Source organism: Bacillus sp. COPE52, from assembly GCF_003355115.1.
GTDB lineage: Bacteria > Bacillota > Bacilli > Bacillales > Bacillaceae_G > Bacillus_A > Bacillus_A toyonensis.
Genome location: NZ_CP031292.1, coordinates 2,816,814 through 2,829,247 on the forward strand (window position 1 = coordinate 2,816,814; position 12,434 = coordinate 2,829,247).

The following is a 12,434-nucleotide window of genomic DNA, read 5'->3' on the forward strand; positions in this document are numbered from 1 at the left end:
ACTTTTGTCAGCTTTTTTGCAATGGTACTTCAAATTCAATAATTGACTCTTCGTTCTCTCCAATTCGCTCCACACTAATTCTATTAATCACACAATTTAATTTCTCATGAAAACTAGGAATACTTTTAACTACTTCAGCAGCTAGCTCAACACTTTCTTTTCTCCCGACTGTTACATGCGGGATGTACGGTATGTCTTCTTTCAAAAACTGTAATAAAGGTCCTGTATACAGGATATTACGTAGATTTTCTATTTGTTCTTTCCCTTTTTCAACTCGTAAAAACAAATATGCTCCTTCACTCGTTATTTGATTCGCAAATTCAATTTCTATATTATGTATCTTTTTTGATACATTCAAAATATGTAATTTCAACTCATCATTTGAAATAGGACTTTCAAACGGAAATACAATTGTAACATGCGGTGGGATTAATCCGAATAAAGGATCATGCTCTAGTCTAATGTCCTCTATTTCATGGATGGACATGTTGTTTAGAAAAAGTAAAATGGTACGCATTTTTATATCCCCTACTTCCCCTCAATTTTTTATATTTATCATATTGTATGGCAGCTTGTACTTCAACAAATTGTTTTGCTTACATCTAAAAATAAAAAACTTCTCAAATGAGAAGTTTTCATATAGCAGGATTATTATTTTCTCGCCAAACTTTCCTAAATTTTATATAACAAGCAATTCTCCATGGAATGATATAAGATACTGCAACTACGTAAAATAATAAACCTATTGTTTGCGGATCTAAGCCAACAATATATTGTCTTGAACTATATCTTAAAATAACAATTCCGATAAAAGTAATTAAAAAGGCAGCACTTTTTTTCGTATAAATGTTTCCATCTTCTCTTCGCTCATAGTTTGTTAAAAATATAAGTGGGATTGCGAAAATCACCCCAATGGACGCTGCTATAGTCATTTGTAATATAGCTGGATGTACTGGACCAAAAAACCACAAAATACCTGGTGTTAAAAATAGTAATGGCCATAAAATACGTTTTCCTGTTCCTTTTATTGGCTTATGCATAGAACGATAACGACGCCAAAATATTAGTAGTGCAATGCATAAAAAGACGGTTATTAGTGAAGAAGTGTCTCCCATTTGTTTTTCCTACTCTCCCAAAATATATACTTAATTACATTTTAAATTTTTTGCTCAAATGATACTTTTCGAATAAATATACCGCTAGTCACGATATAGACGATAGTTATTACAATTGAAATGACAATAAAGTATGGGATATCTATTAAATATAGATTAGTTGTAGAATTTAAATCCTGTATTCCTACTTCTGCATAAAGTACACTATTCAATGATATAAAAAATGTTCCGCCTATCATAAGACCAATCCACTTAAAACGTTTCTTAATCACTACTGCTACTTGAAAAAAAGTTGCTATTGTAACATACAATAATAGTTGTACAATAAACTGTTTAACTGAGTGTTCTCCTAAACTAATATTTACTGTTCTATACAATGTATTTTGTAAAATAATCACTTGAAGGAATGAGAAAACCGCAGCTTGTAATATGATATAGCAAACTGATCCAATGAAAAACTGTAATCTCGTTACTCCAAATGAAACTGCTAAACGAAACACATCATCCTGTATAATAAAAGTACTTATTACTATAAACAATGTAATTACAATCGAAGGATTATTTAATATATGTTGTAAAAATCCTTCTCTTATTTCTTTTAACTCCATTACACTTGTGATTCCTTTTATAAGTAAAGCTGTAATCCAAAATATTAAAATTGCTTTATAATGAAATTTTATATGTAACTTTAACTGCTTCATTATCATCGTCATTTCACTTCACCACCAGTTATATGAATAAATAGTTTTTGTAATGTAATTCTATCAACTACTAATCCTTCTTTTTCAACAGAATAATAATCTTCATTAGAAAGCTCTTCCCATATAACAGTAATGCCTTTGTTCCCATAAACTTCTCGATTTAAAACTTTTTTATTAATTGAGAACTCATCCACTTTATCTTTTTTCCCCGAAATAATATGTCCTTGTTGTAATAAATCTTCCACTGATGATTGAACAACTAATCTTCCTTCTTTTATGATGATTACCTCCTCAATTACATGAGTTACTTCTTCTACTAAATGTGTTGATAATATAATTGTTCGAGGATGCTCACCATAATCTTCTAATAGTAAACTATAAAACAACTCACGATGCGCTGCGTCTAAACCTGTAGTTGGTTCATCAAAAATAGTAATTGGTGCTCTACTTGCTAGTCCTTGTATTATTCCAACGACTGTTTGCATGCCATGTGATAGTTTATGGTATTTCTCTGTCATATTAAGCTGAAATTTATCAGCAAGCTTTTCAGCGTACTTTCCATCCCAATTTTTATAAAACATGCTACACATCTTAAAAATTTCTCTTACTTTATAACTTAAATGAGCTTCTTCTTTCACTCTAACGAAACAAATATTTTGCATCGCTTTACTATTTTCAAATATATTTTCACCTAATATTGAAACACTTCCATTACTTGAAATAATTTGTCCTGCGAGTAAATTTAATAGTGTCGTTTTCCCTGCTCCGTTCCTTCCAAGCAAACCATATATTTTATGCTCTTCCAATGAAATAGTTACTTCATTTACAGCTATTTTCTTTTTATATTTTTTCGTTAAATCTTTCGTTTCAAGTGCAAACATTACTCTTTCCCCTCCTTCGTAATTTTTTGTATCATATCCATCAATTCGCCTTTTGATATTTCTAGTACTTTTGCTTCTTCCCACACTTTAGGTAAATACTCTGTCATAAAAATATTTTGTCTTTTTTTTAGTACGACTTCTTTTGCTCCCTTTGCAACAAACATCCCGATCCCTCTCTTTTTATATAGAATCCCCTCATCTACTAATACATTTACCCCTTTAGCTGCAGTAGCTGGATTTATTTGTAACATCTTTGCAAATTGATTTGTCGATGGAACTTGTTCTTCTTCAAGCAATATATCTTTTAAAATATCAGATTCAATAGTTTCCGCAATTTGTAAGTATATTAACTTATTTTGTTCTAGAGTAGGTTTCACAATTTCACCACCTTAGGTTCATAGGTTCATTACTTATGTGATTAACCATAGCACATTACAAATGTTTTTTCCATAAATTTCTTATACATAAAAAGGAATCATTCGTTTAAGAATGATTCCCTAAAAAAACTCGTAGTTTCAACAATTATTCCAACTGCTTCACTGGATATTTAGCAAATAAAGATTGCCTAAAATCTTTATCATTCACAAGCATTTTAATTTTTTCTTCATTGCCCTTTAAAAACTTTATAACTTTATTTTTATCCCATATATCTTTTTCTTTTAGGAAATCATCAAATTTCCCATACAAGATTGATAGTATATCTTCCCTCTTTATCGTAAACATTTTATTTTCTACTTGAAACTCGTAACCTTTTGCATTTGGTACTAAAACTGCAAGATAAATCACGTTAAAGAGAAAGTTCTTTTTCATCGTATCTTTCCCATTAAACCAATATGTCTCAATCATATCCTCTGTCAGATTTTCATGCTCTTTTGCACCATAGTTCACTTTTATACTTTCATTTTCTAAACTTATACTTTGAACTGTTCCACCACCGGGTAAATTTTTAACAATTGCAACCACATCTGAATTATTACCAACGTACGTTCCAGTATATTTCTTAAAATCATCTGACCTAACATCAGATATATCTTTTATTCTTTCTCCGTTAGAACAAGCCGTCATAAATAAAAAAATTGTTAGCATAACGAGCACATTACGATGCATATATTTCATTTAGCATCCCCCATTTTTATCGATATTTCGTTACTTACTATACTGCTTTTCAAATCCCTTTTAAATATAAGCATTTTAATCAAAATTAAAAATTTTCAATTTTTAGGTTTACAATTATCCATTAATTGTATATAATTACTAACGTAAGAAAAAAATTCTAAAAGGAGGTCGAAGAAAATGATAAAATTACAATTACATGCATTAACTTTTGCGTTAGCTGCACCTTTGTTTTTCGGACAATTGAATATGAATTCGACCACCCTAATGGAGAATTGAAGATCGTATATTATTTCTTTTAATTCATAAATTCGCCACAGGAGGTCGTATACTTTCCTGTGGCTTTTTCACGCCCAGCCGTAGGAGAACTGTATCTTCCTGTGGTTTTTTTGTGCGGTTTTTTAGTCTCTTACATTATTTTTTAAAGAAAGGAGCAACATTCAATGACTATTAGCGTATTGTTTTTAAGTATTACGATTCAAAGAAATAGACGTTCCAATACGGAACTGCTTCATAATGCGCGAATTGAAAAAGCTATGGATGATGTTAAGGAGCGCCAAGTGCTTTATTGTGATCACCTGTAATTCCTTTTCGAAAGGAGGAATTCATTTATGACTTTTCATGTTTTCTTTTTTACGACTGCACTTCAGAAAAACACTTTATCTGAAGATGAAATCATTCGTAAACAACAAGTAAAACAAACAACTGATAAAATAACTGACATTAAAATTTCATACTATACACAAATGTATTAAAAATATATTTTAAAGGAGCAATATCTTCATGAAATTTAAAGCATTCTTTTTAACCATTACCATTCAAAAACGTAAGCTTTCACAAAATGAGGTTTTACACGATCAACACGTTCAAACTACTATGGACGAAGTAAAAGAGCTTCAATCTTCTTTTTACAATCGTCTGTTCTAAATAAATCCTAAAGGGGTAAAAATCTAATGAAATTTAAAGTATTCTATTTAACCATTACCATTCAAAAACATAATTTTTCTGAAACTGAAATGCTTCACGAACGTCAAATTAATCAAGCTATGGATTATGTAAAAGAAAGACAGAGTCATTACTGTAGTCATTTGTAATTCCCATTTGAAAGGAGGAATTCACATATGAAGTTTCACCTTTTCTTTTTAACTATTACGATTCAAAAAGAAACGATTTCTCAAAATGAATTAAAACAAGAGCAACAGTATAAACAAATTATTGATGAAATTCGTGATTGTAAAAGTAAATATTACACTCACCTATAATTTATATGAATTAACTTGAAAGGAGTCGATTATGATGTTGATAGTACGGTGTAAAGAAATGATTTGGATAGTTCAGAGGGATTCCACATAGTTTTATAGACCTTAAATCCCACAAGTTTACCGTTAAATTTGATATATAAAAAGCATATAATTAAATCGCATTAATACACTTTTTTATATTGATTAACAAACGAAAGATACACCACTTAAAAAGCGGTGTATCTTCCTCAACATATACTATTTTCGATTATTTCGTTTCGTTTTAAACAATCTTACTAAGTTTGAAACAACTGTTTTTGTTACTGCATAAACTGGTACTGCTAAAATCATTCCGATAATTCCCGCGAAATTACCTACCCCTAAAATTAAGATAATAATTGTTAACGGGTGAATATTTAATTTCGAACTCATAATACGTGGTGAAATAATATTACTTTCAAATTGTTGTACTATTGTAACAATAATAATTACGTACAATGCTTGCATCGGAGATACGAACAAACCTACAATAACAGCTGGTGCCGCACCGATAAATGGACCTAAGTTAGGAATGATATTTGTAAATGCTGCAATAATTCCTAAAACAAAAGCGTACGGTAAATCGATAATTAAATAACCGATGAAAGTAAAAGCACCAACAAATATACAAACGAGCGCTTGCCCTTGAATATATGCAGATAACGTTTCATTCGTTTCCTTTATGATACGAAGTCCTTCTTCACGGTAAGACTCTGGTAATAAGCTAACCGCTTTTCCTGGAAAGGCATGCCCATCTTTAAACATGTAAAATAAAATGAACGGTACTGTAAAGATAACTAACGCAACGTTCGTGATGATACCAAATAAAGCCGTTGCACTCGACGTAATTGTATTTGGTATATCCTTTAAGTATTCAATTGCATTTTTTTCAATTGTTTCAATGGAAACGTAATTTTGTGTAGATAACCATTCAAACAATCTGTGATGTGATAAATCTTGTATGTATACTTTTCCCTCTTTTATATACCCTGGCATATTTTTCACTAAATCCATTAACTGTTGTGAAATCGTCGGAACAACTACTCCAACGCCAACCGCAGTTAATGTGATGATAAAAAGATATAACAGTAGAATCGCTAAATTTCTAGGTACTTTTTTATTCTCCAAAAAGACTAATACAGGATTAAATATGAAGTATAAAAAAAGCGCGATTAAGATTGGGAAAAACAATGTTGATATGAAGATACCAATCGGTTGAAATAGAAACGATATTTTTGTGCAAATAAATATGATTCCTACAACCATTAGCACTTCTAATGTCCAAAAGTGCACTTTCGATTTCAAACAAACGTCCTCCTTTAAACTAGCACTTCTCTTTATTGTACCAAATTAAACTTTAATTTCACATAATATTTTCCTTTACAATATTCCAAAATACCAATAAATACACTACAATGAGAATACATACAAATTTGCAGGTAAAGGTGATAAAAATGACACAATGCATCATTTGCAGAAAAGATACGAAAGAACTGAGTGAACAATATGTCATCCCAGAAATATTATGTGGCTATTATTTCACAAACTCAATTTGTGATACTTGTCATGAACAAATGACAACAAATATTGATCGCCCTTTAATTAGGCATAAATTAAGTCAATTTAAGATTGAGCAAATGAAAAAACAAATCGACTCCCCTCTCTATACAAATGAGCATGGTGAGGAACTTGCGGCGGCTGAGACAGATGTTGTTGAAGTAAGTGATGAAATACTTTATTCCAATGCATTAATTATGAAACTATGTAAAAAGCACGATATTTCTCTACATAATGAAATTTGGAAAGAAGAACGTGTAACGAAAGTAGCTAGCTCTATTCAACGTGAATTACTTTTAGATAACCGTAAATACAAAATGAGCGTATTAAAAATGGCTTACGCTTTCGCTGTACAAACAATTGATGGCTACTTTGAAGATCCAGATGCAATTGATATTTCTAATATTCTATCAAATGCCGATTTCATGGAATTAAAAGAAAAGAGTATTGTTCGTGACTTAAGCAAAAGTTCATTATGGAATACATTAAATACAAATAGTGAAAACCATTACTTTATTTTACTTAGCGATAAAGACGGCCTATTCTGCTTCATTCGTTTGTTTGACATCTTTGATGTTGTCGTTCATTTATCAGAAAAGCGATATGAACTTGCATCGCCAATTGTAGGCGTAAATAATGTGAATAAGCAAGAATTTTATGTCCAAACTTTAAAACAGTATATGGATGGGTTATTTAAAGAAACACCATCTACTATTTAATCAAAATCAGAACATACGGTCTCCTTTCTTCATGAAAAGACACTGTGTTATAATGAGTATGAAAAGAACAATACAATCACATAAACTAATTATAAATTGTATATAAATAAAAAAGACTAGTGTGCGGCTACACACTAGTCCACGTAACTTAGCAGATTGGATTGTTCACTTATCCTATTTGTTTCTTACAAACAAAACAACCCACATTCTATTGGCTTAGGTGGGTTGTTATTTTTTGAGCTTGTCTATTAAAACAACGACGAACGTTAACAATGCAACGAGAAACAGTCCACCCTGCAGTAGCAACGCTATTTCACTCATGTATTATCACCCCCCTCCTATTCGGAGAAGTGATAATTGAACAACCAACCGTACCTTAAGTTACTATTTAATTTTACCATATTTTCTGATAGTTTACGATGAAAACCCGCATGCGAATCGCTTGCGGGTTTTTTCTCATTATTTTTTTAATGCAAATGCATCAGCTATCATTTCACCAACAATTTTATTTTCTTGTTTCTTCTCATCTTTCAATAAAGGGAATAACAGTTCTGCCACTTCATATGCCTCTTCTAAATGAGGATATCCCGATAAAACAAATGTATCAATTCCTAACGCTTCATATTCTTTTATTCTTTCCGCTACCGTTTGCGGATCTCCTACAAGTGCAGTGCCTGCACCACCTCTTACAAGTCCGATTCCAGCCCATAAGTTTGGGCTTATCTCTAACGACTCCCTTGTTCCTTTATTTAAATATGTCATCCGTTTTTGGCCAACTGAATCATATCTTGCAAATGTCTTTTGAGCAAGCTCAATCGTTTGATTATCTACAAATTGAATTAAACGTTCTGCCTCTTCCCATGCTTCTTCTTCTGTTTCTCTTACAATTACGTGCAACCTGATACCGAATCGTACCGTACGCCCCTTCTCTTCTGCAAGTTTTCTTACTTCCTCTATTTTCTCTTTTACTTGCTGAGGTGGCTCTCCCCACGTTAAATATACATCACTATGTTCAGCTGCAACTTCTTTTCCAGCAGCTGATGACCCTCCGAAATATATAGGAGGATACGGTGTTTGGACTGGCGGGAACACGACTTTACTTTCTGTAACTTTAATATGTTTTCCTTCTAATGAGATCGTTTCACCTTGCAAGGTCGATTTCCAAACTTTTAAAAATTCATCCGCTGCTTCATACCTTTCGTCATGTTCAAGATACAATCCATCTCCTTGTAGTTCAACGGGATCTCCTCCAGCTACTACATTAATAAGTAATCGACCATCTGAAATTCTATCAAATGTAGATGCCATCCTCGCTGCAACTGTAGGTGACATTAATCCTGGTCTCACTGCTACTAAAAATTTTAGTTTTTCTGTTTCAGCAGCAAGAGCTGAAGCTAACACCCAAGGGTCTTCACATCCTTGACCAGTTGGAAGTAAAACACCCGTATATCCTAAATAATCAGCCGCCTCAGCAACTTGTTTATAATAACCATACTCAGCTGCTCTTCCTCGTTTTGTCGTTCCTAAATATCGACCATCTCCATAAGCCGGAATAAACCATAATATTTCCATACTCTTGCACACCCCTTATTTATTTTGAAACGCAAACTAAAAATCTGTATATAAATTACCCCTAATAATTTACATATTAATTCCCTGTCTCACCTTTAAAACTATCTCGCCACCTTAAAAACTTCACTTCTAGTAAACGGACAAGTGAATCAGAAAACTTCCCGACGAATGCAAAGATTATAATACCGACAAATACGATATCTGTATTTGAAAATTGCCTTGCATCCATAATCATATAACCGATACCTTCTGTAGATCCCATAAGTTCTGCTACTACTAAACTCACCCATGCAACACCTAACGATAACCTTGCTCCTAGTAAAAGGTTAGGCAATGCAGCTGGTAAAATTAGTTTCGTAATTAATTTTCGTTTATTAAACTCTAATACTCTCGCAACATCAAATAACTTTGAGTCTACACCTCGTATCCCTAAAAACGCATTTACGTATAAAGGAAAAAATGCACCGTCCGCAATTAATAACACTTTCGATGTTTCACCAAAACCGAACCATAATACGAAAAGCGGCGCAACAGCTAAATGAGGTACAGTTCTTAACATTTGCACAGATGGATCTAAATATTGCTCACTTCTCGTTGAAAATCCAACAATCGTTCCTAAAATAACCCCTAAGCCCCCGCCAATAAAGAAACCAGCTGCGGCCCTGAATACACTAATACTTAAATGGCCGAATAACTCTCCTGTTTTAATAAGCTCTTGGAAAGCTAGAAAAATATCTAATGGTGTTGGTAAAACTGTTTTAGAGACAAGACCGAATACGCCAGCCAACTGCCAAATTATTAATATAATAACCGGTATAGTAATCGCCCTTACTAAAACTTTTATATTTAACTTCCGCACCTTCTTTACGCTGTTTTTCTCAATCATTATACTCGCTGGTTTCATAACAGCTTTCGTATTTTCCACTTTACAAAACCTCTTTTCACTTCGCTTTCAACGCTTTTTCTACGAAAGAATTATCTACAACTTTTTCCGTCTTAATTTCTTTCTTTATAGAACCGAGCTTATATTGAAATTTCGCTGTCTTTTGTTGTTCTGCTATTATTTCCTTCGTTACCGGAACTAAAATTGGTTTGTCGTGATTAAAAACTTCTTTTACGATTTCCGCATCTATCTTTTTTACAGAAGTGTATACTTTTATTGCTTCATCTAAGTTAGCATCTTGCCATACACGTGCTTTCTCATAAACTTTGAGAAATTTCTCAACTAATTCTGGATGTTCTTTCGCAAATTTTGTTCTCGTAATTAAAAATTCTGGTGAAGAGACATCTAATGTTTCACCATCTGCAATCACTTTCGCGCCCTTATTTACCGTATGTAACGAAATAAATGGATCCCAAATCGCCCATGCATCTACTGATCCTGATTCGAATGCAGGCTGCGCTTCATCTGGTTGTAATTGAATGACATTTACATCTTTTGCATCAATACCTTCTTTATCAAGTGCTCGATATAATAAATTAAAGGCACTACTTCCTTTTGCTACTGCAATTTTTTTACCTTTTAAATCTTTTATACTCGCAATCTTGCTATCTTTTTGAACGAGAATTCCAGTTCCTTTTCTCACATAACTTGTATTGGCGATTTCGGTAAATCCAATACCTGCTGCTTGCGCTGAAATGACTGGAGAATTCCCTACTTCACCAAAATCTAATCGGTTTGATGCGATTGCTTCAAAATAAGGAGGTCCACTTTGGAACTCTGTCCATTTCACTTTAACTCCTTCTTTTTTAAACTCCTCTTCAAACCACCCCTTTTTCTTTGCTAGTAATAGTGGACTTAATCCTTGCTGTATACCAATTTGTATTGTTACATCTTCTTTCTTACTACTTGCTGTACTTTTTTCGCATCCTAATAAAAATACTGATATAGCTAAAGCAAAAGAAAGAACTATAAATTTTTTATACATATAAAATCACCCTTTTCCTATATACTTGTTTGAATCAATCCTCCATATTCAAACTGCTGTAATACTTTCGTTCGAAGTTGTTGGAACGATTGTGAAGTTTTATTTCGCGGATAAGGCAACTTATTTTCAATCACTTTATGTATTTCCCCTGGTTTTGCACTCATAATGATGATTCGGTTTGAAAGATATATCGCTTCATCTATATCATGTGTAACGAATATCATTGTTGTTTTCTTCTGCTCCCAAATATTTAGCAATACTTCTTGTAAATGACTTCGAGTAAACGCATCCAGCGCTCCAAAAGGTTCATCAAGTAATAATACATTCGGATCTCTTAACAAAGCTCTTGCTATCGCAACACGTTGTGACATCCCACCTGAAATTTCTTTCGGATACGATTTTTCAAAGCCATCTAACCGAACGATTTCAACCCATTCTCTCACTTTATCTTTCACATACTTATCTTTTAACGACAAATCTGCCGCTATATTTTCTTCAACTGTTAACCATGGAAAAAGTCTATGTTCTTGAAAAATAAAACCTTGTTTCTTACTTGGTTTTACGATGCGCTCGCCATCAATAGCAACTTCCCCTTCAAAATCATTATCTAAACCTGCAACAATTTTTAATAATGTACTTTTTCCGCACCCACTCGGACCAATTATTGTAACAAAATCCCCTTTCTCTAATTGAAAATTAATATTCTCTAATACTTGAACACTACCTACCGCTTTCGCAAATTTCTTAGATACCCCTTTAATTGAAACTGTCACACGTTCACCCTCCCTACTATGAATCATTTGGATTAATTGATTATGCTGTTATGTAACTAATAAAAAAACCAAAGGCATTTTATCAATAGATAAAATGCCTTTGGTTTCTCCAATCAGCCACTTGTTATAGAATTAACTACATATTATACAAATATTTCCGATAAGTCAACTAGGTTTTAATGAACATTATTTATTTTTAAAGATAGTAGCAGTTTCTATTATAATTTTAGGAAGCAACTCTTGAATGGTATCCGTCAATGTATGAAGAGCTTCTTTTACAAATCCATCTTCAAAGTTTTCTATCGGCTCCGGTAATTCATCCTCATCTAATATGAAATATTCTCCATTTGGAAGTACCATAATATCGATAATTAAATCTTCGAAGGAAACTACTTCTTCTGTTATTTGTGTATTTTTTACGATATTAAAATAGGCGCCTACATAATTCCCTTCCTTATCTCTCCATACGTATAAATTGTAAGGACGATCTTCCCAGTAGTATGCAATTGTGTAACTTCCTTTTTGAATAGTTAACTTTGTATCGTGTGCCGTCATTGTAAATGAATACTGGACCTCGTGAAATAACACGATACTTTCCGATTGTTTTTTCAGCAATAAGCAATCGTAATCCACTATTGTCGAATCATACCGAATTTTTCTTTCTGTAATTTCAATTTTTGATGTACGTAATTGATTCATTATTTTGTTCCCCTTATGCTATTTCTATCCTTAATTATATCCATTTATATAGCAATTAAGAAGTATATAGTTGTTTATATTGTTGTCTACAATTAC

General features: G+C 32.5%; 19 protein-coding genes. 6 read left to right on the top strand and 13 right to left on the bottom strand.

Annotated elements, in window-relative coordinates; genetic code table 11:
- Nucleotides 1–7: 7 nt before the first annotated feature.
- The 6 genes from DPQ31_RS14095 to DPQ31_RS14120 form a co-directional block, all read right to left on the bottom strand.
- Nucleotides 8–517, bottom strand: coding sequence for a 2'-5' RNA ligase family protein (locus DPQ31_RS14095; RefSeq protein WP_098711968.1), 510 nt, complete (start codon nucleotides 515–517; stop codon nucleotides 8–10).
- Between the two features lie 118 nt (nucleotides 518–635).
- A complete protein-coding gene (locus DPQ31_RS14100) occupies nucleotides 636–1,115 on the bottom strand; it encodes a CcdC family protein (protein WP_098146158.1) in 480 nt (159 codons plus the stop codon).
- Nucleotides 1,116–1,156: 41 nt separating this feature from the next.
- Nucleotides 1,157–1,828, bottom strand: coding sequence for a DUF4052 family protein (locus tag DPQ31_RS14105; RefSeq protein ID WP_098711967.1), 672 nt, complete (start codon nucleotides 1,826–1,828; stop codon nucleotides 1,157–1,159).
- Complete coding sequence (locus DPQ31_RS14110) at nucleotides 1,825–2,697, bottom strand: ABC transporter ATP-binding protein (protein ID WP_199632141.1); 873 nt, start codon at nucleotides 2,695–2,697, stop codon at nucleotides 1,825–1,827. Before DPQ31_RS14110 ends, DPQ31_RS14105 begins: the two co-directional genes overlap by 4 nt.
- The gene (locus tag DPQ31_RS14115) at nucleotides 2,697–3,074 is read right to left on the bottom strand and encodes a GntR family transcriptional regulator (RefSeq protein WP_087969939.1); all 378 of its coding nucleotides are present in this window, start codon (nucleotides 3,072–3,074) and stop codon (nucleotides 2,697–2,699) included. Before DPQ31_RS14115 ends, DPQ31_RS14110 begins: the two co-directional genes overlap by 1 nt.
- Nucleotides 3,075–3,219: 145 nt before the next feature.
- On the bottom strand, nucleotides 3,220–3,813 hold the full coding sequence (locus DPQ31_RS14120; RefSeq protein ID WP_098711965.1) for a DUF4825 domain-containing protein: 594 nt from the start codon (nucleotides 3,811–3,813) through the stop codon (nucleotides 3,220–3,222).
- A gap of 440 nt (nucleotides 3,814–4,253) precedes the next feature.
- Here DPQ31_RS14120 and DPQ31_RS14125 point away from each other — a divergent pair, with 440 nt between their 5' ends.
- The 5 genes from DPQ31_RS14125 to DPQ31_RS14145 are packed head-to-tail and all read left to right on the top strand — an operon-like array spanning nucleotide 4,254 to nucleotide 5,072.
- The gene (locus tag DPQ31_RS14125) at nucleotides 4,254–4,394 is read left to right on the top strand and encodes a YrzI family small protein (protein WP_098711963.1); all 141 of its coding nucleotides are present in this window, start codon (nucleotides 4,254–4,256) and stop codon (nucleotides 4,392–4,394) included.
- A gap of 27 nt (nucleotides 4,395–4,421) precedes the next feature.
- A complete protein-coding gene (locus DPQ31_RS14130; RefSeq protein ID WP_000142746.1) occupies nucleotides 4,422–4,565 on the top strand; it encodes a YrzI family small protein in 144 nt (47 codons plus the stop codon).
- A gap of 28 nt (nucleotides 4,566–4,593) precedes the next feature.
- Complete coding sequence (locus tag DPQ31_RS14135) at nucleotides 4,594–4,737, top strand: YrzI family small protein (RefSeq protein ID WP_000668979.1); 144 nt, start codon at nucleotides 4,594–4,596, stop codon at nucleotides 4,735–4,737.
- A 26-nt stretch (nucleotides 4,738–4,763) separates the two neighbouring features.
- Complete coding sequence (locus tag DPQ31_RS14140; RefSeq protein WP_000669820.1) at nucleotides 4,764–4,904, top strand: YrzI family small protein; 141 nt, start codon at nucleotides 4,764–4,766, stop codon at nucleotides 4,902–4,904.
- 27 nt (nucleotides 4,905–4,931) lie between these two features.
- Nucleotides 4,932–5,072 carry a YrzI family small protein gene (locus DPQ31_RS14145; RefSeq protein WP_000668494.1) on the top strand — a complete coding sequence of 47 codons (141 nt, stop codon included), beginning with the start codon at nucleotides 4,932–4,934 and terminating at the stop codon, nucleotides 5,070–5,072.
- 237 nt (nucleotides 5,073–5,309) lie between these two features.
- Here DPQ31_RS14145 and DPQ31_RS14150 read toward each other — a convergent pair whose 3' ends face one another.
- Entirely contained in the window at nucleotides 5,310–6,395 is a 1,086-nt protein-coding gene (locus DPQ31_RS14150; protein WP_000837897.1) for an AI-2E family transporter, read from the bottom strand.
- Between the two features lie 149 nt (nucleotides 6,396–6,544).
- Here DPQ31_RS14150 and DPQ31_RS14155 point away from each other — a divergent pair, with 149 nt between their 5' ends.
- The gene (locus DPQ31_RS14155; protein WP_000189689.1) at nucleotides 6,545–7,366 is read left to right on the top strand and encodes an HNH endonuclease; all 822 of its coding nucleotides are present in this window, start codon (nucleotides 6,545–6,547) and stop codon (nucleotides 7,364–7,366) included.
- A 228-nt stretch (nucleotides 7,367–7,594) separates the two neighbouring features.
- Here DPQ31_RS14155 and DPQ31_RS29130 read toward each other — a convergent pair whose 3' ends face one another.
- From DPQ31_RS29130 to DPQ31_RS14180, 6 genes are all read right to left on the bottom strand, one after another.
- The gene (locus tag DPQ31_RS29130) at nucleotides 7,595–7,687 is read right to left on the bottom strand and encodes a putative holin-like toxin (protein ID WP_001289320.1); all 93 of its coding nucleotides are present in this window, start codon (nucleotides 7,685–7,687) and stop codon (nucleotides 7,595–7,597) included.
- A 138-nt stretch (nucleotides 7,688–7,825) separates the two neighbouring features.
- Complete coding sequence (gene ssuD / locus DPQ31_RS14160) at nucleotides 7,826–8,938, bottom strand: FMNH2-dependent alkanesulfonate monooxygenase (protein WP_087969941.1); 1,113 nt, start codon at nucleotides 8,936–8,938, stop codon at nucleotides 7,826–7,828.
- A gap of 76 nt (nucleotides 8,939–9,014) precedes the next feature.
- On the bottom strand, nucleotides 9,015–9,863 hold the full coding sequence (locus DPQ31_RS14165; RefSeq protein WP_087969942.1) for an ABC transporter permease: 849 nt from the start codon (nucleotides 9,861–9,863) through the stop codon (nucleotides 9,015–9,017).
- A gap of 16 nt (nucleotides 9,864–9,879) precedes the next feature.
- Nucleotides 9,880–10,866, bottom strand: a complete 987-nt coding sequence (locus DPQ31_RS14170) for an aliphatic sulfonate ABC transporter substrate-binding protein (protein ID WP_087969943.1) — start codon at nucleotides 10,864–10,866, stop codon at nucleotides 9,880–9,882.
- Nucleotides 10,867–10,883: 17 nt separating this feature from the next.
- On the bottom strand, nucleotides 10,884–11,639 hold the full coding sequence (locus tag DPQ31_RS14175) for an ABC transporter ATP-binding protein (protein ID WP_002093657.1): 756 nt from the start codon (nucleotides 11,637–11,639) through the stop codon (nucleotides 10,884–10,886).
- 186 nt (nucleotides 11,640–11,825) lie between these two features.
- Nucleotides 11,826–12,338 (bottom strand): ribonuclease FAU-1 family protein, encoded by a 513-nt coding sequence (locus tag DPQ31_RS14180; protein ID WP_001072802.1) that lies wholly within the window; start codon nucleotides 12,336–12,338, stop codon nucleotides 11,826–11,828.
- Between the last annotated feature and the right edge of the window lie 96 nt (nucleotides 12,339–12,434).

Coding starts and splice junctions, on each gene's coding strand:
- DPQ31_RS29130 (WP_001289320.1), bottom strand. CDS start 7,687: ATGAGTGAAATAGCGTTGCTACTGCAGGGTGGACTGTTTCTCGTTGCA.
- DPQ31_RS14135 (WP_000668979.1), top strand. CDS start 4,594: ATGAAATTTAAAGCATTCTTTTTAACCATTACCATTCAAAAACGTAAG.
- DPQ31_RS14095 (WP_098711968.1), bottom strand. CDS start 517: ATGCGTACCATTTTACTTTTTCTAAACAACATGTCCATCCATGAAATA.
- DPQ31_RS14100 (WP_098146158.1), bottom strand. CDS start 1,115: ATGGGAGACACTTCTTCACTAATAACCGTCTTTTTATGCATTGCACTA.
- DPQ31_RS14145 (WP_000668494.1), top strand. CDS start 4,932: ATGAAGTTTCACCTTTTCTTTTTAACTATTACGATTCAAAAAGAAACG.
- DPQ31_RS14120 (WP_098711965.1), bottom strand. CDS start 3,813: ATGAAATATATGCATCGTAATGTGCTCGTTATGCTAACAATTTTTTTA.
- DPQ31_RS14110 (WP_199632141.1), bottom strand. CDS start 2,697: ATGTTTGCACTTGAAACGAAAGATTTAACGAAAAAATATAAAAAGAAA.
- DPQ31_RS14130 (WP_000142746.1), top strand. CDS start 4,422: ATGACTTTTCATGTTTTCTTTTTTACGACTGCACTTCAGAAAAACACT.
- DPQ31_RS14105 (WP_098711967.1), bottom strand. CDS start 1,828: ATGACGATGATAATGAAGCAGTTAAAGTTACATATAAAATTTCATTAT.
- DPQ31_RS14180 (WP_001072802.1), bottom strand. CDS start 12,338: ATGAATCAATTACGTACATCAAAAATTGAAATTACAGAAAGAAAAATT.
- DPQ31_RS14140 (WP_000669820.1), top strand. CDS start 4,764: ATGAAATTTAAAGTATTCTATTTAACCATTACCATTCAAAAACATAAT.
- DPQ31_RS14170 (WP_087969943.1), bottom strand. CDS start 10,866: ATGTATAAAAAATTTATAGTTCTTTCTTTTGCTTTAGCTATATCAGTA.
- DPQ31_RS14125 (WP_098711963.1), top strand. CDS start 4,254: ATGACTATTAGCGTATTGTTTTTAAGTATTACGATTCAAAGAAATAGA.
- ssuD (WP_087969941.1), bottom strand. CDS start 8,938: ATGGAAATATTATGGTTTATTCCGGCTTATGGAGATGGTCGATATTTA.
- DPQ31_RS14155 (WP_000189689.1), top strand. CDS start 6,545: ATGACACAATGCATCATTTGCAGAAAAGATACGAAAGAACTGAGTGAA.